Annotated in this window: 22 protein-coding genes; 4 read left to right on the forward strand and 18 right to left on the reverse strand. The window is 39.3% G+C overall.

Going from position 1 to position 24098, the window contains the following annotated elements; all coding sequences use genetic code 11:
• Nucleotides 1-131: 131 nt before the first annotated feature.
• The 11 genes from BUF11_RS15470 to BUF11_RS15520 form a co-directional block, all read right to left on the reverse strand.
• A complete protein-coding gene (locus BUF11_RS15470; protein ID WP_073589759.1) occupies nt 132-962 on the reverse strand; it encodes an undecaprenyl-diphosphate phosphatase in 831 nt (276 codons plus the stop codon).
• Between the two features lie 127 nt (nt 963-1089).
• On the reverse strand, nt 1090-3513 hold the full coding sequence (locus tag BUF11_RS15475) for a DNA internalization-related competence protein ComEC/Rec2 (RefSeq protein WP_073589760.1): 2424 nt from the start codon (nt 3511-3513) through the stop codon (nt 1090-1092).
• Entirely contained in the window at nt 3513-4472 is a 960-nt protein-coding gene (locus tag BUF11_RS15480) for a GerMN domain-containing protein (RefSeq protein ID WP_073589761.1), read from the reverse strand. Before BUF11_RS15480 ends, BUF11_RS15475 begins: the two co-directional genes overlap by 1 nt.
• A 35-nt stretch (nt 4473-4507) precedes the next feature.
• Entirely contained in the window at nt 4508-5968 is a 1461-nt protein-coding gene (locus BUF11_RS15485; protein WP_073589762.1) for a sensor histidine kinase, read from the reverse strand.
• Entirely contained in the window at nt 5925-6611 is a 687-nt protein-coding gene (locus BUF11_RS15490; RefSeq protein ID WP_073589763.1) for a response regulator transcription factor, read from the reverse strand. Before BUF11_RS15490 ends, BUF11_RS15485 begins: the two co-directional genes overlap by 44 nt.
• A gap of 16 nt (nt 6612-6627) precedes the next feature.
• Complete coding sequence (locus BUF11_RS15495) at nt 6628-7317, reverse strand: helix-hairpin-helix domain-containing protein (protein WP_073589764.1); 690 nt, start codon at nt 7315-7317, stop codon at nt 6628-6630.
• 136 nt (nt 7318-7453) lie between these two features.
• Entirely contained in the window at nt 7454-7894 is a 441-nt protein-coding gene (locus tag BUF11_RS15500) for a DMT family transporter (RefSeq protein ID WP_073589765.1), read from the reverse strand.
• Nucleotides 7895-8007: 113 nt separating this feature from the next.
• Nucleotides 8008-9183 (reverse strand): aspartate aminotransferase family protein, encoded by a 1176-nt coding sequence (locus BUF11_RS15505; protein ID WP_073589766.1) that lies wholly within the window; start codon nt 9181-9183, stop codon nt 8008-8010.
• Between the two features lie 12 nt (nt 9184-9195).
• A complete protein-coding gene (gene argB, locus BUF11_RS15510) occupies nt 9196-10098 on the reverse strand; it encodes an acetylglutamate kinase (protein WP_175562087.1) in 903 nt (300 codons plus the stop codon).
• 57 nt (nt 10099-10155) lie between these two features.
• Nucleotides 10156-11376 (reverse strand): bifunctional glutamate N-acetyltransferase/amino-acid acetyltransferase ArgJ, encoded by a 1221-nt coding sequence (gene argJ / locus BUF11_RS15515; protein WP_073589768.1) that lies wholly within the window; start codon nt 11374-11376, stop codon nt 10156-10158.
• A gap of 116 nt (nt 11377-11492) precedes the next feature.
• Nucleotides 11493-12083: a Maf family protein gene (locus BUF11_RS15520; protein WP_073589769.1), complete on the reverse strand. Its 591-nt coding sequence runs from the start codon at nt 12081-12083 to the stop codon at nt 11493-11495.
• 183 nt (nt 12084-12266) lie between these two features.
• Here BUF11_RS15520 and BUF11_RS15525 point away from each other — a divergent pair, with 183 nt between their 5' ends.
• From BUF11_RS15525 to BUF11_RS15540, 4 genes are all read left to right on the forward strand, one after another.
• Complete coding sequence (locus BUF11_RS15525) at nt 12267-13472, forward strand: argininosuccinate synthase (protein ID WP_073589770.1); 1206 nt, start codon at nt 12267-12269, stop codon at nt 13470-13472.
• A 122-nt stretch (nt 13473-13594) separates the two neighbouring features.
• The gene (locus tag BUF11_RS15530; protein ID WP_073589771.1) at nt 13595-13915 is read left to right on the forward strand and encodes a putative heavy metal-binding protein; all 321 of its coding nucleotides are present in this window, start codon (nt 13595-13597) and stop codon (nt 13913-13915) included.
• 182 nt (nt 13916-14097) lie between these two features.
• Nucleotides 14098-15015, forward strand: coding sequence for a GGDEF domain-containing response regulator (locus BUF11_RS15535; RefSeq protein ID WP_073589772.1), 918 nt, complete (start codon nt 14098-14100; stop codon nt 15013-15015).
• A 13-nt stretch (nt 15016-15028) separates the two neighbouring features.
• Nucleotides 15029-15835, forward strand: a complete 807-nt coding sequence (locus tag BUF11_RS15540) for a Cof-type HAD-IIB family hydrolase (protein ID WP_073589773.1) — start codon at nt 15029-15031, stop codon at nt 15833-15835.
• A gap of 90 nt (nt 15836-15925) precedes the next feature.
• Here the strand turns inward: BUF11_RS15540 and BUF11_RS15545 are convergent, their stop codons facing one another.
• The 7 genes from BUF11_RS15545 to BUF11_RS15575 form a co-directional block, all read right to left on the reverse strand.
• On the reverse strand, nt 15926-17620 hold the full coding sequence (locus BUF11_RS15545; RefSeq protein ID WP_073589774.1) for a glycoside hydrolase family 13 protein: 1695 nt from the start codon (nt 17618-17620) through the stop codon (nt 15926-15928).
• A 13-nt stretch (nt 17621-17633) separates the two neighbouring features.
• A complete protein-coding gene (locus BUF11_RS15550) occupies nt 17634-18491 on the reverse strand; it encodes a carbohydrate ABC transporter permease (protein WP_073589775.1) in 858 nt (285 codons plus the stop codon).
• On the reverse strand, nt 18491-19531 hold the full coding sequence (locus BUF11_RS15555) for a carbohydrate ABC transporter permease (RefSeq protein WP_073589776.1): 1041 nt from the start codon (nt 19529-19531) through the stop codon (nt 18491-18493). Before BUF11_RS15555 ends, BUF11_RS15550 begins: the two co-directional genes overlap by 1 nt.
• Nucleotides 19532-19629: 98 nt before the next feature.
• The gene (locus tag BUF11_RS15560) at nt 19630-20958 is read right to left on the reverse strand and encodes an ABC transporter substrate-binding protein (RefSeq protein ID WP_073589777.1); all 1329 of its coding nucleotides are present in this window, start codon (nt 20956-20958) and stop codon (nt 19630-19632) included.
• A gap of 438 nt (nt 20959-21396) precedes the next feature.
• Nucleotides 21397-22203, reverse strand: a complete 807-nt coding sequence (locus BUF11_RS15565) for an ABC transporter permease (protein WP_073589778.1) — start codon at nt 22201-22203, stop codon at nt 21397-21399.
• 83 nt (nt 22204-22286) lie between these two features.
• Complete coding sequence (locus BUF11_RS15570; protein WP_073589779.1) at nt 22287-23072, reverse strand: ABC transporter permease; 786 nt, start codon at nt 23070-23072, stop codon at nt 22287-22289.
• A complete protein-coding gene (locus tag BUF11_RS15575) occupies nt 23069-24085 on the reverse strand; it encodes an ABC transporter ATP-binding protein (protein ID WP_073589780.1) in 1017 nt (338 codons plus the stop codon). The genes BUF11_RS15570 and BUF11_RS15575 overlap by 4 nt, the downstream gene beginning before the upstream one ends.
• Nucleotides 24086-24098: the final 13 nt, after the last annotated feature.

Below are 24098 nucleotides of genomic sequence, written 5' to 3' on the forward strand. Positions count from 1 at the left end.
GGTTTTAAATATATTTTTCTATTGTACATATTGTTGGTGAGGGTATAAGTCAATATTACAACAAAAGGGAATAATACCATATTCTGGCATACTCCCTTTTTATAAAACATCTCAATTTATAATCCTGCCGGTTAATGTACTGCCAGGAAATATATCACAACCAGGATTCCCAATACAATACGGTAAATACCGAATGCCTTAAAATCATGTTTCTTAATATATCCCATAAGAAACTTAATAGCCAGTATAGAAACTACAAAAGCGCTTAACATGCCAAGTATCAGAACCAGGACATCGTTTGCGGTGTAATTTAGTCCAAATTTCATCATCTTAATAAGGCTTGCTCCAAACATGACCGGAATTGCCAAAAAGAAGGTGAATTCTGCCGCAACCCCTCTGGATACGCCAATTAATATAGCTCCAAGTATGGTAGCCCCCGATCTGGAGGTTCCAGGAATCAGGGAAAGTACCTGGAAGATACCGATAATAATGGCTGTCTGGTAAGTAATTTGTGAAAGACTGGTTATTCTAAAATGTCCCTTTTTATTGCGGTTTTCAATAAGAATAAAAAGAATACCATAAACAATCAGTGTTATTGCTACTGTTATGTAATTATAAAACGCCGCATCGATCTTGTCATCATAAAGTATTCCGATAACTCCCGCAGGAATCACCGCAACAATTATTTTAAACCACATATTCATAATATCCCCTTTTACAAAGGGTTTATTTTTATCCTTCAGCTGAAAGGGAAAGATTTTATTCCAGTAGAGAACAAGAACTGCAAGTATTGCCCCAAGCTGTATAACCACCCTGAACATTTCCATAAATTTCTCGCTGACATTTAAGGGCATCAGCTCTTCCACCAATATCATATGTCCCGTGCTGCTGATGGGAAGCCATTCTGTAATACCTTCCACGATTCCGTAAAAAATAACCTTCAAAATTTCAATAAAATTCATTCCTTTACCTTGCCTTCCTCCTCATTTGGTTTATTATAGTGCACACCATTCCGTATGGCAGTCTGCTATATTATAGCATACATTTATGCTTCCTAACAGGGCTCATGTGAAAATTAAGAAACAATTTTCACTTTTTCATTTTTATTCTTATTCTATTTCCGTCCGTTATTACAGTAATAGCTCCACTCTCTGTCGTTTGAAGAATTGTGCTTTTGCATTCCATAAGGCGGTTTATGGTTTCCTTATGAGGATGTCCGTAAGAATTGCCGGCTCCGCAGGAAATAATGGCAAAGCCAGGCGATACGGCATTCAAAAATTCATCCCCTGTTGAGTATTTTGACCCATGATGAGCCACCTTTAGGATATCATACTGCTGCCCTGCTTCTTTTATGCTCTTTGTAATCTGCTCTTCTCCCATCCCTTCCAGGTCCCCTGTAAGCAAGAGGTCAAACTCCAGATAATGCAGTCCCAAAACAATAGAGTGGCTATTTGTATCAGAAAATGCCCCCGGTAATTCAGAAGCTTTCTTATCCGGCCAAAGACAGGAAAGGTATACGCTGCCTCTGCTGATATAATCTCCTGCGTTAAGCACAGATACCAGGGTATCTTTTTCTCCGGCTGCCCGTATAAGATTCTGATAAGCGTCTTCCTCCAGTGGAACACCCGGAAGTATCAGATTCTTTATTCTGATATCTCCCTTATAGTCCTTTTGCATCAATTCGAGGATACCGGAATAGTGATCGCTGTCTCCATGAGTAACAATAGCATAATCAATCTCATTTATCCCCTGGAATTTTAGAAATGGCTCCAGCCTGTATTTTCCAAGATTCTTTACGTCAGAGCTTCCTCCGTCCACGAGAATAGTGGTATTATCAGGCAGTTTTAAGAATATCCCATCTCCCTGTCCCACATCCAAAAAGGTCACTTCCAGATTATTTTCTTTTACCGGTGACAGCAGAAGAGCAAATGAAAATAATAACAACAGACTTATCCGTCTTCCCCTCTTCCGGTTACACTGTACAAAGAAAAAGAGAGTCGTATAAAAGGTGAAAATCACAAGAATATCCGGTCTCCCCGTAAGGATGCTTTTATATGGCAGACCGGAACCTACCAGACAGACTGCTTCATAAAATTCCAGAATATAGTTTACGCTGCCCATTAAAAAGATTCCTAAGGGCACACAAAAGCAGCCTGCCAGAACGGAGATAAAGGCCAGTATTGTTAACAAAGAGGATAATGGGATGATTAAAAGATTTATAAAAGGTGAATAGACCGGTATCTCATAAAAATACCACAATAGGATAGGAAGAAGAATTAGTTGGACCCCTGCGCTTGCAAGAAATGTCTGCAATAACATCTTATTATACTGTTTTATTATTTCAATCAGCTTTCTCTTTACATCAGGAGCTGTTTTATGCTTCGATTCTGGTTTTTGAAGCTTCTCTTTTTTCCCGGATAACGCCTTTTGCAGTGCAGGATATACCGCACCTATTCCGATAACAGCACCAAAGGAAAGAAGAAAGCCGGCTCCGGTGATTTCAAGAGGCCTTTGCAGCAGAATAATAAGAGCACTAAAAGCAGTACCAGAGAGCAGATCATAAGTTCTTCCCGCCAGAACTGCTGCCATATATACACTCATCATAACCACAGCCCTGTTGGTGGATACACCATAGCCGGTCAGCACCCCGTAGGAATATAAGAAGAGATGGGTTAATAACGTAGATGGAAGAAGAGGCATATGAAGCCGCCTGAATATCTTGTACAAGGTAAGCCCCAGGAGGGATATATGTAAGCCTGATATGGCGAGGATATGGGTTATGCCATTTTCTCTGTATAATTCCTTTATACCGGCATCCAGATTACCTGTATCACCTAGCATCATGGCCGTAAGAATTCCTGCGTTCTTTTCCGGAAGAAGTTTATAATAAGTGTTAGTCAATTGTTTTTTTATTCTATAAAGGGTTTGATAATAAGAATTTATTTCAGAGTTTACGACTGTAACAGAATCTGCATAGAATTTGTAATGATATTTTTTGGTCTTATAGTATAGATATTCATTGAACTGTCCGGGATTGGAAGCCTTTGTAAACTTCATTACAGTACCGGATATCTTCACCTTATTGCCGATGGAATAGCTTTCTTTTTGATCTATATAGACTAAAATTTTAAGTTCTGTATAGCTTTTGCCTTTTTCTAAGGTAAGTACCGAATTCTTTACCGTAAGCCTTGTGTATTTATCCGTCTCTTCCACAAGGCTTATTTCCCCTTTTGCCCAGGCCTTCTGCTTTTCTTTAAAATCCTTATCGCCCGGCGGTGCAAGAAGCGCTTTATTTATCTGCCCATACCCGGCAGCAAACAGAACGGGAAGAAGCAGAAGAAAAAAATAATTCTTAAGCCTGTTCCTTTTTCCTCCCGGCATGAGAAAAAATAAGAGTACTGCAAGTAATATACCCACGCCTATAATTACCGCTTTTTGCAAGGAGCATGCATATGCGGCAAGTCCTGCAAGATATGCGGCAAGAATCCATATAAAAGGTCTCTTAATCTCCATTATTTATCTCCGGCAATCAAATCCAGATTCCTCTCGAAAAGACCGTCAAAGGGAATGTCCTCCTGAAAAGTCTTTTTTGTGGAACCGTTAATTGTAAACTGCACTTTATTAACTGTTGATAATTCATCCAAAGAGTTAATTACGGAATACAGCACTACTTCTGCTTTAACCCCCTCTACCTTGTTTAGGAAATTTTCATTGAAATCCACGTAGCAGATTCCATCCTTGGTAGTAACTTTTAAAAGCCGCGTCCCGTCAGGGATGCATTTTTTCATATTGGCCTCAACCGGCCCTTCCATCAGTGCTCCAATAATAGTTTTTTCGATAGGCTGCATATTTCCGTCATAGGAAACTTTCAAATCACTTGGAACCAGTTTATTGCCCTTTTCATTGGCAAAATATACGGTAATATATACATCTTCCGCGCTGCTGCCATCAATAAAATCTTTTTCATTTTTAAAGCCTATGGGATTGCCGTTAAGCCCGGTTAATGGCGACCCGCCTACATAAAATGAAACATCATCCACCCCTTCAATCTGGCAAAGTGTCTTAATGATGCAGGCTCTTGCCAACACTTCTGTTATTCCTGTAAGATTATTATAAGCTGAATTAAATTTCAAACTTAGTCCGCTCTCACTAAATACCGCTTTTTCCACATAAAGTCCATCCGGAATAGCCCGCTTCAAGGTAATATCATCCGGTTCTACCGAGAGAGCTTCCAGATACTCCTTTACCAGGTCTTCTTTGGTCTTTGACTTGGGAGTGTAATTTACCTGCACTATTTTTGTTTCAGCCTGATCAATACAGTAGACAAAGGGACCATTCTGATTCTTTGCCGAATCCTTCCCCCTCTCGCTGCATCCTCCGGTGGCAAGGACACCAAACAGCAGCACAAGAAAGGTCAAAGCCAGGCTTTTTTCTATTCTGTTTTTATGCCGTTTATGGATTAATCCTCTCATTTAAACCTCTTTCCTTAACTCTATTATCTGCGCCATTACGCAATGTAATTAATAGGAATACGTACGGTAAAGGTGGTTCCTTCATTTTCTTTGCTGTACACCTTTATTGCGCCCTTATGCATATGGACAGCATTCTTGGTGATAGCAAGTCCAAGGCCCGTTCCTCCTGTCCCTCTGGAACGTGCTTTATCCACTCTATAGAAGCGGTCAAAGATGGAATCCTGCGCTTCCTCCGGGATGCCAATGCCGGAATCCGAAACCTTTACATAAAAATATTTGTGGTCCGCATTTAAGGATACCCTTACCCAGCCATCCTCCACATTATATTTAATGGCATTCTCTATCAGATTGGAGAAAGCCAAAGACAGCTTCACCTCATCCACTTCTGCAATTACCGGCCTGTAGCTTTCATAGATAAGCTCAATATTGTTTTTCTTGGCAATAGGACGAAGCCTCTTTAACACAAGTTCCAGTAAATCATTAATCTTGATAGAAGTAATATTCATATCACTGGCAGTCTTATCAAGCTTTACCAGAGATAAAAGATCATTGATAATTTTGTTCTCTCTTTCAATCTCATCTGCTATATCAATAAGGAATTCCCTGTAGAGTTCTGGCTGTACATTCTCCTGCATCAAAAGAGAATCTGCCAGTACCTTAACAGAGGTCAGAGGTGTTTTCAGTTCATGGGATACATTGGATACAAATTCCTGCCTGGAATTCTCCAAATTCTTAATTCTTGTAAGCATCTGATTTAAGGAAATAGAAATTTGCTGTACTTCATAAAAGCCATCAATCTTTACCTCATCATCCATATACCCTTCTGTCAGATGTCCGATAGCCTTTTTTAGATTCAAAAATGGTTTCGTGAATACACCCGAATAGAAAAAGGCATAAATGAATATCAGTATTATCGTGGTAACAAATAAAACCGTTGTCTTTTTATACAGTATTGTATAGATATTCTGAATGTTCTTCGTAGAAAAGTTCATAAGAATAACACCCGCAATTTCTTTGGAAGAGGTTTGGGTGATTGGTATTGTCATTTCGATATTATTAGCATGATTATTGTGGAAAACACTGCTGCTCCCTTTAAGGCATTTGATAACATCCTCAGATATAATGATGTTTCCGTCCTCAACTCCATAGGTATCTTTCAGTATATTAAGCTTATTGTCTATTACAAGAATTCTTCCCTCGTAGAGATTTGCAAGCCTTAAAACCTCCGTATTCACCTCTTCAATGGTAGAATCCTGAAGATATCCCGACGACACCAAAAGATTGGCAAGGGAATTTCCCTGGCTCTGCACCTCTGCTTTTCTCTGGTTTGTGGCAGTACTGTCGTAAGTATTTAAGATTTCCCAGGAAAAGAACAAAAGAGGTATGATACCTATTATAAAAAGAGCAAGAAGAGCATGCACTCTCATGCTCTTTAAAAACCAGAATCCTTCTTTAATTTTGGAAAAAATAGCCAACACCCCATTTTGTATGTACATATTTAGGCTCGCTGGGATTATCTTCAATCTTTTCACGAAGTCTTCTTATATGCACATCCACTGTTCTAACATCTCCGGGATAATCATATCCCCAAACTGTATTAAGTAAGTTTTCTCTGCTATAGACTTTATTTGGATTGAATATCAATAACTCCAGCAAATCAAACTCTTTTGCAGTTAAATTCACTTCTTTGCTATTTACATATACTCTTCTGCTTTCGCAGTCGATTTTTAAATCTCCAAATACAACAACCTTTGCCTGAACATCCGCATTTTGCTTGGTACTGCGGCGCATAATGGCCTTAATTCTTGCCTTTACCTCTAAAATATTAAAGGGCTTTGTAATATAATCATCTGCTCCGTATTCCAGCCCAAGAATTTTATCCATATCATCTCCCTTGGCAGTAAGCATGATAATCGGCATATTTGAAAATTCCCTTATCTGCTGGCATATTTCAAAACCTGTCATCTTCGGAAGCATGACATCTAAGAGCACTACATCATATTCCTTCTTCTTGGCTGCCTCCAGGGCCTCCTCACCGTCATAAGCACAGTCCACTTCCATACCGTCCTGCTCCAGGCTGAAGCGGATTCCCTTCACTATTAACTTTTCATCATCTACAACAAGCACCTTTTTTCCCACAATAATCACCTATATCCTATTCACTGATAATCCTATCTTTTATTTTATTATAGACTCCATCCTTGATTCCATCAATTTCTTTTAATTCTTCAATACTCTGGAATCTGCCGTGGTTTGTCCTGTAATCTATTATGCTGTCTGCCTTTGCTTCTCCAATACCAGGCAGGGAGCAAAGTTCTTCCTTCGCAGCAGTATTGATATTGATATTGATTTTACCGCTGTTTCCTGTATTGTCTCTTGTTTGTCCTGACCCGGGGTTTTTCCCTGAATCCGCTGCTTTGGCCTTTTCTCCCTTAAGTACCTCTTCTTTGGCAGGAATGTATATCTGCTGGCCGTCTTCTATGGAAGCTGCCTGATTGATATAATCCTTGTCCGCTTCTTTTGTAAAACCGCCTGCCAAATCCACTATCTCAAAAATTCTGGCTTCCTTTGAAACCTCATAGACTCCAGGTTTTTTGACTTCACCGCAAATATGGACATAGCACTTTTCTTCCTTTGGCGTACCGGTAATTTCTTCTTTCTCTTTATCGGTATCTTCCGGTAAATTAGTAGGAGCATCCGTCTGCTTTGTTTCCTCTGCTGTAAGGGGAGTGCCTAAAGTGCTGTCAAGTTGTTCTTTTCCATTTCTCTGACAGCTGTAGATAATTCCTGTCAGAACAAGAAAGACAGCTATAAGACCTGCTTTTAAATATTTATACTTTTTCATAGCGACACCTTTCTAGTTTCAGAAAGGCCGGCAAACCGTATCCTCAATACATTTGCATGTTATCATTCTACCTAATAAATTGTGGTATTACAATAGGTATTTTGAAAAGTTTGTAACCTTAAGAAAATCGTAAAATTTACTCCCATTTAAAGGTTAGGATACCTCCGATTACCAATGCTACTCCTATTAGTTTGCGCCAGTCAAAATCCGCTTTCTCTGCTCCGAATATGCCAAGAAGCTCGATAAGATAGGCTACAATGACCTGGGAGGTGACAATTACCATAATGGCTTTGGCAGGTCCTAAGGCGCCTACGCTCTTAATGACAGTAAAGGTGATGAAGGCTCCGATAGCGCCTCCTAAGAGCATATACTTGTTGTCGATTTTAAAAAGGCCTCCAAAACTTCCTTCCCTGCCGGTTATAAACCAGGCAATGATGCATACGATAAAAGCCGTAAGCTGGACGAAGCTTGCAGATACCCAAACGCTTGTCTGTTTCGTTACTCCTGTATTAAAAACCCCCTGAATACTCATAAGGGCTCCTGAAATAATGGCCATGATAAATCCCAAAAATCCCATAACTGTACATCCTTTCCTATATTTCAGTAAATTCTGCCATGCGGAAGTTTAACCAGCCGCCGGCAGAAACGCTCTTTCATAGTCTGTACAATTATGGGATAATTTACTCTATATTAAATTACTTTTTTCAGTATTTCTATCATCTCATCCACATGCTCCTTTGTTATAACAAGGGGCGGAATAAATCTTAACACATTGCTTCCTGCAGAAAACAGTATCAGGTTATTATCCATAGCCTTTAAGATAATATCCTTTACCGGATATTCAAATTCAAGTCCCTGGAGTAACCCCTTTCCTCTTCTTTCTTTGATTTCCTTATGGTTTTCTGCCAGTTCATCTAACCTATCTTCAAGATAAGCAGATACCTCCTTTACATGGTGGAGAAGATTAAGCTTTTCATACTGGTCGAATACTGCATTTACCGCTGCCGCCGTAAATGGATTTCCGCCGTAGGTGGTACCGTGGTCTCCCGGCTCAAATGCTTTGCAGACTTTTTCCACAGCTGCAAAGGCTCCTACGGGAACACCGCAGCCAAGAGCCTTGGCAGCAGTTAAGATATCCGGCTTTACACCATATTCCTGCCATGCAAACATACTGCCGGTTCTTCCCATACCGCATTGTATTTCATCGAAGATAAGCAGAATATCTTTTTCATCGCACAGCCTTCTTAACTCCTTAAGATATTCTTCATCAGCCGGATAGACGCCACCTTCTGCCTGAACCGGCTCTAATAAAATAGCGCAGGTCTTTTCATTGATCTTTGCCTTTATATCTTCTATGGAATTTAAGTCCGTAAAAACAACCCCACCGATCAAAGGCTCAAAAGCTTCCCTGTAAGAAGGCTGGCCGGTTACTGAAAGCGCTCCCATGCTTCTTCCGTGAAAGGAACGGTTCATTGCGATAATCTGACTGTCCCCTGTATGATGCTTCTTGTAATAATACTTTCTGGCAAGCTTAATAGCTCCCTCGATAGCTTCTGTTCCGCTGTTAGTAAAAAATACCCTATCCATACCGGAAGCCCCTGCCAGCCTTGCGGCTGCCTTAATGGAAGGTACATTATAGAAGTAATTGGAGGTATGAAGAAGTTTATCAATCTGTGCCTTTAATGCACTGTTATACTCTGTATTACCGTAACCTAAAGCAAATACTGCAATACCGGCGCCAAAATCAAGGTATTTCTTCCCGTCCGTATCATATAAATAAACACCTTCACCTCTGTCAAGAACTATCTTATATCTTGAATAGGTATGCATCAACAGGTTTTCTGCTTCCTTTATGTATTCTTCCATCGCTTTCCCTCCTTAACCTTCTGCCTGCATTTTCTCATTATCAAACAGAATACTTTCATTGCTAAGAATAGCTGTTCCGATTCCTCTGTTTGTAAAGAACTCCAGCAACAGGCAATGTTCCATTCTGCCATCCAGAATATGCACTCTGGAAACGCCTCCCTTAACAGCATCAATGCAATTCTTAAGCTTTGGCAGCATGCCTCCTCCGATAAATCCATTGGTCATCAGCTTATCTGCTTTTTCCAGCGTCAGCACGGAAATAAGGGTGTTTTTATCGGACGGATCGGTATAAACACCTTCGATATCTGTAAGGAATGCCAGTTTCTCTGCTCCGATTGCTGTTGCTACCGCACAGGCAGCATCATCCGCATTTATGTTATAGGCATGGTAATCCGCGTCCAGTCCGATAGGCGCAATAACCGGAATAAAGTTATTATCAATCAGCGTATTAATTAAATCTGCATTTACTTCGGTGATATTCCCTACATAACCGATGTCCTGGCCATTTGCATATTTCTTTTCTACCTTTAAGGTAGAGCCGTCCTTGCCGCTGATGCCAACAGCTTTTACACCAAGCTTTTCAATCATCTGCACAAGATTCTTATTTACCTTGCCAAGAACCATCTCTGCCACTTCCATGGTCTCTTCATCGGTTACTCTTAAGCCTTCCACAAAGGTGGATTCATGCCCTAAAAGACTTACCCACTTGGAGATTTCCTTTCCTCCTCCATGGACAATGATGGGCTGCATGCCAACAAGCTTTAAAAGTGCCACATCCTTTATAACATTTAATTGAAGATTCTCATCTAACATGGCGCTGCCACCGTATTTTACAACAACTTTCTTATTATTGAATTTCTGTATATAGGGAAGCGCTTCAATCAGAGTCTGCGCTTTCATAAGTATCTGGTCCATGGGTTCCATATGAACTCCTCCTGCGATAAAATTTGATTTAAAATAAGAATGGCTTTTTTATGAACGATAGTCCGCATTAATATACACATATTTATCTGTCAGATCACAGCCCCAGGCCGTAGCCATACAATTGCCGCTCTTAATGTCAGCAATTGCACTTACTTCCTTTTGCTTTAAGATTTCCGTTGCCATTTCTTCGCTGTAATCCATAGCCATTCCATTTTCCACAAGCTTTAAAGAGCCTGCGCAGCTTTCAATATATAAATCAACTTTATCAGGGTCAAATGAGGCTCCTGCATAACCCATTGCACAAAGAATTCTTCCCCAGTTGGCATCATTACCGTATATGGCAGTCTTTACCAGATTGGAGGTAATAATGGATTTGCTTAATATGACCGCCTGCTCCTTGGTATCCGCTCCTGTTACTCTGCATTCAAACAGTTTGGTTGCACCTTCCCCGTCGGAAGCCATCATTTTGGCAAGCTCTGTTGTAATCGTATGGAGAGCTTTTACAAAGATTTCATAAGCTTCATTTTTTTCTGTAATTTCTTCGTTGCCTGCCATTCCGTTAGCCAATATCAGAAGAGAATCATTGGTAGAGGTATCCCTGTCAACGGATATCATATTAAAGCTGTCCTTCACATCTTCTCTAATGGCTTCAATCAGCAGTTCCTTACTGATGGCAAGGTCCGTTGTAATGACTCCAAGCATTGTAGCCATATTGGGATGTATCATGCCGGACCCTTTGGACATTCCGCCTATTGTTACAGGTATTCCGTTTAGTTCAAAAGAAATGGCATATTGCTTTGCAAAAGTGTCCGTAGTCATGATTGCTTCTGCCGCCAGTCCAGCATGTTCCTTGTCCTCACCCAGCTCTTGTTTCAGCAGCTTACAGCCCTCTGCGATAGCTTCAATAGGAAGCTGTCTGCCGATAACACCTGTAGAAGCTGTCAGTACTGCTTCTTTCTTAAGGCCTAATTCCGAAGCCATAAAGGCAGCCATCTTTTCATTGTTCTCTGTTCCCAAAGCACCGGTACAGGCATTGGCAACTCCGCTGTTAAGTACTACTGCCTGAGCCATGCCATATTCCTGTATAATCTTCCTATCCCATATTACAGGGGCTGCTTTTACCAGATTGGTCGTAAAGGTACCTGCGGCCTTTGCCGGAACAACGCTGTAGACCAATGCCATATCCTTTTTCTTTTTCTTAATTCCTGCATAAATACCTGCTGCTTTATATCCTTTTGGGGCAGTCACCCCACCGCTAATAATCTCCATGTGTATACCTCCTATGCTGCAATTCTGCTTGTAATGCTGTCAGAGCTGCGGCTTTCTTTCTTCTCTAATTAATTTATAATTATACACATTAATAAATTATTATGCAATACCTAATTTTATTTTTTTAAAATATCGATCCCTTCCTTTAAAAGCTCATGATAAATCTTTGCTATGGGAAGCCCTACAATATTATTATACTCTCCTTCAATGCCGCTTATATGCACTGCAAACCTTCCCTGAATGGCATAAGCCCCCGCCTTGTCAAAGGGTTCACCGGTGGCAATATAGCTTTCAATCTGCTCCTCCGTTAAAGTTTCCACCTCTACACGGCTCATCTGATGGAAGACCAGCCTCTTCTCTGTTTTTTCTTTTTCTCCTATTACAATGGCAACTCCCGTATATACCTCATGCTTTCTGCCGGAAAGAAGCTTAAGCATATGATAAGCTTCCTCGCTGTTCCTTGGTTTTCCAAGAGGCTTACCGTCAAGGAATACCAGTGTATCCGCACTAATAATAAGAAAGTCTCCTTCTGCTTCCTTTTTTATAGCTTCTGCTTTTAAGCGTGCCAGTTCCTCCACCATATCAGAGGGATTTGTTTTGTCTGTTATCTCTTCTGCATTGCTTACCTTTATCTCAAACTTTACTCCTGCCTGTTCTAAGATTTCCCTTCTTCTTGGTGAACCGGATGCCAATATAATTTTATACATAGTATTCCTCCTTAAGTAATGTTCTCTTTCCATTTTCCCAAATTATATCATTGCGGCAAATGTTTGTCCATAAAGGGAAAAGAAGGCCTATTCTTTTTATGATTTTCAAAATAGGTATTGCATAAAATAACACATTGATGTATATTTATAATAATTTAAAATTAAAAATTAGGAGGATTCAAAATGAAAGAGAAAGTTATACTTGCTTATTCCGGAGGTCTTGATACCACTGTCATTATACCCTGGTTAAAAGAAAACTATGATTATGATGTTGTTTGTGTATGCATTAATGTTGGGCAGGGCAATGAACTGGACGGTCTGGAAGAAAGAGCCAAGGCATCAGGTGCCGTAAAGCTCTATATTGAAGATGTCGTAGAAGAATTTGTGGATGATTTCGTATTGCCTTGCGTAAAGGCAGGTGCCGTTTACGAAAATAAATATTTACTCGGAACTTCCATGGCAAGACCTGTAATTGCCAAACGTCTGGTAGAGATTGCAAGACTGGAAAATGCAACCGCTATTTGCCACGGTGCCACCGGCAAGGGAAACGACCAGGTGCGCTTTGAACTTGGCATTAAAGCTTTAGCCCCTGATTTAAAGATTATCGCCCCCTGGCGCATCTGGGATATCTCCTCCCGTGAAGAGGAAATTGAATACTGCGAAAATCACGGTATCCACCTTCCTTTTTCCGCTGATAACAGCTACAGTCGAGACAGGAACCTCTGGCATATCAGCCATGAAGGTCTGGAGCTTGAGGACCCTGCCAATGCTCCTAATTACGACCACCTGCTGGTTCTTGGTGTTTCTCCCGAGAAAGCTCCGGAGGAAGGTGAATACTTAACACTTTCTTTTGAAAAAGGTATTCCTGCCACACTAAACGGCGAGGCCATGAAAGCATCCGAAATCATTGAGAAGCTTAACGAATTAGGGGGCAAGCACGGCGTCGGTATTGTAGATATCGTAGAAAACCGCGTAGTTGGTATGAAGTCCCGTGGCGTATATGAAACACCGGGCGGAACAATTCTGATGGAAGCACATACTGCTTTGGAAGAACTGATATTAGACCGTGACACGCTCGCCTACAAGAAGGGTATTGGTGATAAATTTGCCGATGTTGTATACGAAGGCAAATGGTTTACTCCTTTAAGAGAAGCTCTCCAGGCTTTCGTAGATTCCACACAGGAATACGTAACCGGTGAAGTAAAGCTTAAACTGTATAAAGGAAACATTATCAAACAGGGTACTACTTCTCCTTATTCTTTATATAATGAAAGTATAGCTTCCTTTACAACCGGTGAGCTTTACAACCATAAGGATGCAGAAGGCTTTATTAACCTCTTTGGCCTCTCCTTAAAAGTGAGGGCTATGAAACAGGGCAATAAGAATTAATTTCTAATAAAATGTTAATACTCTTCTCACAAATGCTTAAGGCATATACTGTATAATTCAAAAGTGTAAATCATCTGGAAGTTAGATTGAAAGAAAATTATAATAGGAAAGAAGGTATAAACATGATTATTACAACTACAAATACGATTGAAGGAAGAACCATAACAGAGTACAAGGGTATTGTTTTTGGTGAAGTCATATCCGGTGTTAACTTTATAAAAGATTTTGCTGCCGGATTATCCAATTTCTTTGGAGGCCGTTCATCTACTTATGAGGATGAATTAATCCAGGCAAGGCAAAATGCAATAAGAGAAATGGAGGAACGGGCCAGAAGTATGGGAGCAGACGCTGTTGTAGCTGTTGATGTGGATTATGAGGTTTTAGGCGCCGATAATGGTATGCTTATGGTGACTGTTTCCGGTACCGCCGTTAATCTGCGGTAAAAACTATTAATTTATATGCAGCATAAATCCTTAAATTATACTATAATCTGCTAAAACCCCATTTAGCTCAACATTTTTTTTAATTTCTGTTGGATTAAGTTGAAATTTTCTCCAAAATGCTATAATATAAAATTAGTTAATAGTTTCAGTATTGCAATTTTAATTATGCAAGGAGATTTGTTATGGAAAAGGATACAGTCTTGGTAGTTGATGACAGTGAGATTATATGTACCATTATAAAGGATATTTTAGAGTCCTCATCATTGCACATAGCTATTGCCCATTCAGGGGAGGAAAGCATTCCAATTGCCAAGACACTTCGTCCCACCCTGATACTGTTAGACATTATGATGACCGGTATAGACGGATATGAGACCTGCAAGATCTTAAAGGGTTTCCCTGAAACCAAGGATATACCAATCATCTTCATCACAGGAAACAATGATTCAGAGTCCGTTCTTCGAGGTTTTGAGGTAGGAGCTGCCGATTATGTATCAAAGCCCTTTATCCCGGAAGAGCTTAAGGCACGTGTTAAGGTTCATATGCAGAATGTAAAAAACCAGCGTGAACTTCAGCTTCTCATGAAGGAATTAAAGGAAATGGCTATTACCGATTACCTTACAAAGCTGTATAACAGGCGTTATTTTATGGAGAAACTCCATGAATATGTTGAATCTGATTATACAGAATTTGCTCTGATTCTTTTTGATGTGGACAACTTTAAGAATATTAATGACGTATACGGACATAATGCCGGAGACATTGCTTTGGTCAATATATCCAATATTTTTAGGCTCATATTGAGAGAAGAGGATACCATAAGCCGCTGGGGCGGTGAAGAATTCCTGGTATTTCTGCCCAATGCCGATATAGATACTGCTATGAAGATAGCAGATAAATTACGAAAAGAAGTTGAAAGATATACCTTTACCTTTGAAAGCACCGATTTTCATTGCACCATAACAGGCGGTGTTGTCAAATACGACCCTGATCTGACTGTAGAGAAGAATATTACCTGCGCAGACCAGGCATTATATCAAGGTAAATCCATGGGCAAAAATCTCTGCATAAACTATTTGAGCTGTTTAGAGAGCATGTAAGAAAGGATATAACATGGCATACGAGATTCTTGTTCTGGACATAGACGGAACACTGACCAATTCCAAGAAAGAAATATCAGACAAAACCTATCGTTCCATCATGGCAATTCAGGAAAGAGGCCACAAGGTAGTATTAGCCTCCGGACGTCCCACCCCGGGAATCCTTCCTCTTGCCAGAAAATTAAAGCTATCCGAATACAACGGTTATATTCTTTCTTTCAATGGAGCAAAAGTAATTAACTGCAAAGATAACGAAATTATCTTTCAGCAGGTATTGAACCGGGATTATCTTCCCCTTCTTCATGCTGCTGCCAGTAAAAATGAGGTTGGTCTTATATCCTATGAAGGTGACTGTGTTATAACCGACTCTAAGATTGATAGATTTATGGAGACAGAAGCCAGAGTTAATGGTATTCCGATAAAGCAAGTGGATGATTTTGTAGCGTATATACAGTTTGATATTAATAAATGCCTTATGACCGGTGAACCGGATATTTTAAAAAGGATGGAACCCGAACTTAAGGCTGATCTTAGCGAAGGCTTAAATATCTATCGTTCAGAACCTTATTTTCTCGAGATTATGCCTAAAAATATTGATAAAGCATATTCTCTTGGTAAGCTTCTTGACTGCCTGGGCTTGTCCAGGGAACAGATGATTAGCTGCGGAGATGGCTTTAATGATATCTCTATGATAGAATATGCCGGAATGGGTGTTGCAATGGCAAATGCCCAGGATATTGTAAAAAGCAAGGCAGATTATATTACTCTCTCCAACGACGAAGACGGCATAGCACATGTAATAGAATCCTTTATGCTTTAGTTTTAATTTGACATCCAAAAAGCCTGGAAAAACAGTTCTAACGACTGTTTCCCCCGGCTTTTATTTGTTATATTGGTTCTATCTATTAATTTACTGTTTTACTAATTCCGCCAGCTGCTCTACTTCCATCACCACTACCTGATAACCGTCAAAGATTACGGTACTTCCTTCTCTCTTAACATCCTCATAATTATTCAGAAGTATTTTCTTACACCTGACAGGCAGCTTGATAGCCGCACACTCTCTTTGGAAATTAGCGGCGACAAGAATGGTCTTTTCCTGTCCTTTTCTAAGATAAGCCATAAAGTTTTCTTTCTCCGGAAGAACAGGTACAAATTTACCGTATACCAGAACTTCCTTATATTCCTCTTCTTTCCTTAGCTCAATCAGTTTCCTGTAAAAATGAAATACCGAGTCTTCTCTTCCCATCTGCTCTTTGGCATTGATAGAAGGATAATTAGGGTTTAATGGCAGCCATGATTTTCCTTCGGAAAATCCGGCGTTTATCCCATCATTCCACTGGAAGGGCGTTCTTGCATTGTCACGGCTGTATTTGCTTACAATCCTTAGCGCTTCTTCTTTACTGCAGCCTGCATCCAAAGCAATCTGATACTCATCCTTTGTGGATATATCATCCACTTCTTCTATGGAATGAAACACCGTATTTTCCATTCCCAGCTCCTGTCCCTGATAGATAAACGGAATTCCCTTTTGAAGAAAATATATGGCAGCTAAAAGCTTCTTACTGGTCTCTGATAAGTCCTCTTCGGATATAAATTCATTTACCCCTCTGGGCTCATCATGGTTTTCTATAATGTTTGACATAAAGCCTACTTTGTCTGCTTTCTCCTGACTCCTAAAGCAGGTAGCCTTATACTCTTTTGTTGTAACCTCCTGGCAATCATACCAGCCATTAGCGCTTTTTCCGATAAGTGCCGGGCCGAACTCAAAGATACTGGAAAAATACCCGTCTTCTCCAAAGAACAAAGGCATCTCTTCTTCTTTGGCGTCAAACACTTCTCCAACCGTAAAGGCATCGTACTTCTCAAAGGTCTCCCTTTTCATCTCTGATAAGAATTCTCCGATTCCTTCTGCTTCCTTTAACATGGTCTTAATACTGACCATGCCGTCCTCTCTGTCAGGCTTATAATCCTTAAAAGGAAGCACCTTCTTTATATTGATAATCGCATCAATACGGAAACCGCCAAGCCCCTTGTTAAGCCACCAGTTTATCATCTTATAGATTTCCTGCCTGACCTCTGGATTTTCCCAATTCAAATCCGGCTGCTTCTTATGAAAGGCATGGAAATAATATTTATCCGTGCCGGGAATGATTTCCCAGGCACTTCCTCCAAAATAGGAACGCCAGTTGCAGGGGGGCTTCCCATCCTTTCCTTCCTCTATATAAAAATACTTTCCATATCTGCCGTCCGGATCTTTTAAGGCTTCTTTAAACCAAATATGTTCATCAGAACAGTGGTTTACCACCAGATCCATCAGAATATACATATTCTTTTCCCTGGCCCTGGCTATTAATTCTTCCATATCATCCATTGTACCGAATCTTGGGTCAATATTATAGTAATCGGATATGTCATATCCCTGATCTGCTAAAGGAGAACAAAATATCGGTGACAGCCACAGAATATCCACTCCCAGTTCCTGCAAATAGTCCAATTTGTTTATTATTCCTCTTAAATCCCCAATTCCGTCTCCGTCTGCATCATAAAAACTCTTAGGGTATATTTGATAGGCAATCTTATCATGCCACCACTTCTTTTGCATATCAACCTCCTTCTTACTTTATAGCACCTTCTACCATTCCCTGTATAATCTGCCTCTGTGCAAATGCGAACAAGATAATGATAGGAATCATGGCCAAAAGTGCCGCTGTCAGAATTAAATCCCACTGTTTTACATAAGATCCTACAAAGCTGCTTACCGCAACCGGCAGAGTCTTTATTCTTCCGTTGAGCCCAAGCATAAGGGATGGAAGCAAATAATCATTCCATATCCAGATACCGTTTAGAATCAGGACAGTCATCTGTACCGGCTTTAACAAGGGGAATATAATTCTAAAAAAAGTCCCTTCCGGACTGCAGCCGTCAATCCATGCTGCTTCCTCTAACTCATAAGGAATTCCCTTAATGAAGCCGTGAAGGATAAAGATAGACATGGAACCGCCAAAACCCAGATAGGCAAAGATAATTCCGGTATAGCTGCTAAGAAACTGTATGCCCGTAAAGGAAGATAGGCTTCGGAAAGTAGATAAAAGCGGAAGCATAACTACCTGAAAAGGAATAACCATAGCGGCTACAAAAAGCATAAATATAACACTGGACCATTTCTTTTTATTTCTCACCAAAACCCAGGCTGCCATACCGGAAAATAAAGACAGCAAAGCCAAGGACACCACTGTAATAATCAAAGAACTTGAAAAGGATTTCCAATAACTGAAATTCTGATTATTGATTACATTTCCTAGATTTGTAAACAACTGACTGATATTTGTCGGAGGTTTAATAGGGCTGATAACAATATCTGCACTTTTTTTAGATGAGTTAAAGAGTACCAGGAGAAAGGGCAGCAAAACGATAATGGATAATATAATTCCTGCTATCTCACCAAATAATAAATTGATTTTTCTCGTTTTCATCACATTTCAACCTCCTTTCTCTTATTTATGGAAACCTGAGTAAGCGATACAATAGCCAGAATGATAAAGAAAACAACGGCTTTTGTCTGCCCCAGGGCATATTCATTTTTTGCAATTGCTGTTTTATAAATATTCAGGGCCATAAATTCCGTAGACAGCACTGCCTTTCCCTGCAGTATCCTGCTGGGTGCTCCATTTGTTATAGCAAGGTTTAGGTCAAACTGTTTAAAGGAATTTACCAATGTTAAAAACATACATACAGTAAAGGTATTGGCAATCATGGGCATTTTGATTCTCTTTAAGGCTACCCACCAGTTTGCCCCGTCTACATTGGAAGCCTCCATAATATCTTTCGGTACTCCCTGAAGGCCTGTTACGTAAATCATCATAATATATCCTGCGTACTGCCAGGTACTTACAATCAGAATTGCTGCCAGTGCCAAATTAGGGTCAGTAAGCATTGACTGGCTGCCTGCAATAGCAGCTGTAAATACTTTGTTGAAAATAAACTGCCATACATAACCTAAAACAATACCGCCGATAAGGTTCGGCAGGAAGAAGGAAGCACGGTAAAAATTTCTTCCTCTTACCTTTGATGTACATAAAAGTGCAAGAGCAAATGCTGCAATATTCACAAAAATCATATTCAGTATCGTATAGAGAAAAGTAATCAAAAAGGAATAAACATAGTCCCTTGACTGAAACATGGTAATGTAATTGCCTATTCCTACAAACTTTGTAAACTTTATACCGTTCCAGTCTGTCAGGGAATAGAAAATACCCAGAATAAACGGATTCAAAACTGTGAAAAAAAACGTTAGTAAGACCGGAAGCAAAAACAGGACATTTACAATGGAACGGTGTTTTTTGGTAGGCAGTATAAATAGTCCCGCTACGATAAGTACAAGCCCTGCCGCCAGCAATATCCCTCTGTAACTGCTTTCATTTCCTGTAAAATCCAGGTACAAGGCAAAAGCCATTGCACATAATCCGACTATTATTTCTATCAGGGAGAAAGTTCTTTTTAGCTGTGTATTCACTCTAATCCTCCTATCACATGGCAGCCTTGCCTTAGATTACTGCAATAATCGGACTGCTGCAACCCTAAGCGGAATACAGCAGTCCTTTCCTGCCATCTTTATTTTTTAACGTAATCAGCAATTGTACTGCTTAACATTTTAACAAACTCATCTTTGCCAAGGTCGCCCTTTGCATATAATTCAAATACTGCACCGGTTGCATTCTGCGCAATACCTTCCGGCATTTTTGTCCACTGCCAGGAATAAGTATTTCCTGCATCAATGTAGCTCTTTAAGCTGACTGCAAGAGGTGTTTCAGGAACCTCTGTACAGGTCTTGTAAGGTGATATCATGCCGCAGTCTTTTACCAATGCTTTCTGTCCTTCGGCAGAAGTAGCAAGGTCATTTAAGAAAGCCTTGCAGGCATCAATGTTCTTGCCTTCATTGTATACTGACCACCAGGAAGGACAATCAGCCAGAACGCCTGCGGTATCTTCTTTTAAGAAGGCCAACGGTGCGATTCCGCAATCAAATTTAACATTATAATCAGGGAGGGAGGGATCTATCCAGTTACCCTGTGTTACAAAAGCTGTCTTTCCCTGTGCCCAGAGTGCTAACTGGTCATCATAGGTACCGGAAATTAAAACCGTAGGATCAGAATAACTAAAGAGCATCTTTGTAAAATCAGCAAACTGTCCAAGTCTTTGATCATCCACCTTGCCTTCTTTTAACATGTCAATATAAGTGGTATCATCTCTCTTTAAACCTGCTGATAAATAATATCCAAAAATATGGTTGCCTGTTGACCAGTACATCTGTCCTGCTTCTGCCGCAACAGAGCATACAGCTGTTAAACCAAGTTCATCCTTCATAGAATCAATCTTTTCAAAAGCTGCCTTGTAAGCGTCGTAGTTCACAAGAGATTTCGGATCAACACCGGCTTTTTTAAGAACATCCGCATTGTAAGTAATTCCATAACCTTCTACTGCATAAGGGAAACCTACTGTCTTACCGTCAGCATCCTTAAAGCCGAAGTCTGTCTGGGAAGCCCAGCTTTCACCGCTTAAGTCCGTCATATAACTCTTCCATGTCTGGTAGTCGCCTTCACCGCCAAAAACAAAGATATCAGGCATATTTCCTGCTGCAAGATAGCCCTTTAAAGTTCCGTTGATATCAACACCGCCACCCAGGGATTCAATGATAACTTCCTGCCCGGTTTTTTCTTTATATGCTGCTGCAAAGCTTTTTAACTGATTGTCGATTTCGATCTTACCATTTACCAGACGGATTGCTTTTCCATTCCCCTTAGAAGTTGAACCCTTATCGTCTGTTGTCGGGGTATTATTATTGCCATTGGTATTGTTCTTGGTGTTGTTGCCTGCACAGCCGGTTAAGGATACCGCTGCGAGCATGCACGCGAGTAAAACAGCTAACAATCTTTTTTTCATGTAAAACCTCCAATATTCTTTAATATTTTACTTCACCTTTTGCGCATAAGGTCTTCGTATTTATTATATTACCATCTTATTTAGAAATTTACAAGCATATATTTCTATTTTTTTGTTTTCTATTTGTGCAATATTACAGATTTTTTATAGAAACAGACCAATTGTTACCATATTTTCACTTCCTTCCCTGCAATATGAAATTGATTTATTATAGAATACTCATTAAAATGCAAATTTATCCACACAATAAAGAATGTGACTTGGTGAATTTTCTATAAAAAAAGGTTCTATAATAAATATTGGGAGTGTCATAAAACACATTCCAATATTTATTATAGAACCGATAAAAACACTTAAATGGCTCTGAATGTAGTAATGGGGCGGGATTAAGATCTTTTTGTTACAATCACAATATTTTGCAGGTATATTACATTATAATCAACTGCCTGCACCTTCATAAAATCTAGTTCCCTTCTGAAAAACAAACACTGCTATAAAAAAATATACAGCACTGACAATAAGCTGAAAGGGCACTATCCACATATACCTGACAACTGAATTCTTCAAAAACAATAGCGATGGATAATAGGACATAAAGCCCAGTGGAATAATTATAGAAAAAAAGAGCTGTAATATTTTGTTATAAATTGTCATAGGATATTTTGAGTAATCCTTCACCTTAAGCATAAAGTCCATAATAACAGATGGATCTCTTACCCAAAATCCCAAGGAGGCACAAATAGTCATTGTTGAAATTATTATGATTCCTGAACTAATTATCAGAAGAATCAATAACAATACCATCTGAAAATCCCAAATGATATTCAGCGTATTTGAGGAAATAACCATTAAATAGATGCCGATAATAACTTGAAAAATCGATTTTATATCTATGTATTCCGATACAAAAGAAAACAGTATGTTCATCGGCCTGAAATAGAACTTGGTAAAATCTCCGTTTACTATATAGGTTTTCAGATTAAACATATTTCCAAAGAAAACATGAAAAACGGATGAGGCTGTTACAAGGAACCCGTATATAAATAGAAGTTCATTATACCCCCAGCCGCCAATATAAGTTACACGCATAAAAACAACGGAATAAAACAACAATCCTATAGTATTTTCTATAAAGATGCCAATCAGGCTGATTAGAAAATCCGCTCTGTAAGCCATACGGGCTTTTACATATTTTGAGATTAACATCAGATAAATTTTTGTATAATACTTAGTACTTTTTCTCATTTCACACCCCATATATACCACAAATCTACTCAGATCTTTCGGTCGGTATTACTGCCTAAATAGAATTTTAAAAATCTTTTAAATTACCCTCCATTTACAATAAGCGCCTTTTCTGACTTTTTATAAAAGCAACGGGAAATCCATACCAAAATAACTGCCCAAAACACCTGAATTGCAATATTTTTCAGTACAAACCCATAATTCGATATATATCCAAATAAAATTTCAAGGGGAATATCAATCACTCCTCGAAATGGTAACCATTTAATTACATTCCGGACACTTTCCGGAAAAAATTTTAAAGGAATTAATCCACCAGATAAAAAGGATACAACCGCATTCTTTAAAATGATTATCCCCCACAAAGATTCCGTATAGAATGAAATTGTACCAATTATGTATTCAAAGCAGAAATTAATAATAAATGCAAAAGGCAGTGAAAGGATAAAAAAAAGCACATTCCTGTAATCAGTTAGTCCGGCTGTAAACGCCATAAATAAAATCACTGGAGAAAGCACTATAAAAAACTGAACCATTACATTTCCTATCGCTTCATAAAAAAATTGAAGCTCTATGGGTAAGGGTTTCATGTAATATCCAAGTATATTACCAGTTTGTACCTTTATGGACATCCGCCAGTCAGTTCGGGAATTAAATAAAGAACTTAATATGGTCGAAACAGCCATATAATTATACGTTTGGGTGAAGGTTAAGCCGGCTACTGTTTCTTGGGATCCATAAATACCTTTCCAAATATAATATAAAATAAATAAATAGGCGGCATTAAAAAACAAGCTGGTTATAATCTTAAAGCGGTAAGCAAAGGAACTCTTTATCCCGGCAATGATTAAAATTGTATGTTTTTTCATAACAAGTTTCCCTCGTATACCTGTCGGACAATATCTTCTATTTTTACTCCAACCGTATTGATATCCTCTATTCCGACATATTCCATTATCTGTAGCAGAAGCTCATTGATATCCACCTCACCGCTATCACAGATAATATCCATCCTTTTGTTCGAAGCCGGATTAATCTGCAGATGCTCCTTTGTAAACATTCCTTTTATTTTTTCTGTAAGCTCATCGGAAATCACCTTTTTTGTTGTTATTTCAATAATTTTCCTTTCACTCCCAACAAGCTGTTTCATCTTGTTCATGGAGTCATCAAAAATGATAGTGCCATGATCTATGATAACAACTCTGTCACATAAAGCTTCAATATCGCTGATATCGTGGGTTGTAAGAATAACGGTGACCCCTTGCTGGCTGTTCATCCTCTTAATTATTTTTCTTATTTTAGTCTTTACCGAAATGTCAAGACCAATTGTTGGTTCATCCAGGAAAATCACCTTGGGATTATAAAGCAGCACCGCTACTATCTCGCACAGCATTTTTTGTCCTAATGATAAGTGACGGACTGATTTATCAAAAAGCTCCGATATGCAGAGTTCCTCTTCAAATATTCTCATGTTCTCTGCATACTCTGCATCACTTAATTCATACATTTCTTTCATCACCTTAAAAGAATCTTCCACTGACAAATCCCACCAGAGCTGACTTCTCTGGCCCATTACAACCCCAATTTCCTTCACATATTTTACTCTGTGTTTATAGGGTATAAAACCATTTACAAGTACGGTTCCCTCTGTCGGAACCAAAACGCCGGTTAACATCTTAATCGTGGTAGACTTTCCGGCACCATTCGGTCCTATAAATCCCACAATTTCGCCCTTACCGATATTTAAATTAATCTGATTCACGGCTCTTTCCACAGTATAATCAGTTGAAAATAAATCCTTAACAACACTAAATTTACCACTCTTTTTATTCAGAATCTTAAAATCTTTGCTGAGATTTTTCAGTTCAATTATATTTTCCATCCTTAGGTTTCTC

The sequence above is a fragment of the Anaerocolumna xylanovorans DSM 12503 genome (assembly GCF_900143645.1).
In the GTDB taxonomy this organism is placed as follows: Bacteria; Bacillota; Clostridia; order Lachnospirales; family Lachnospiraceae; genus Anaerocolumna; species Anaerocolumna xylanovorans.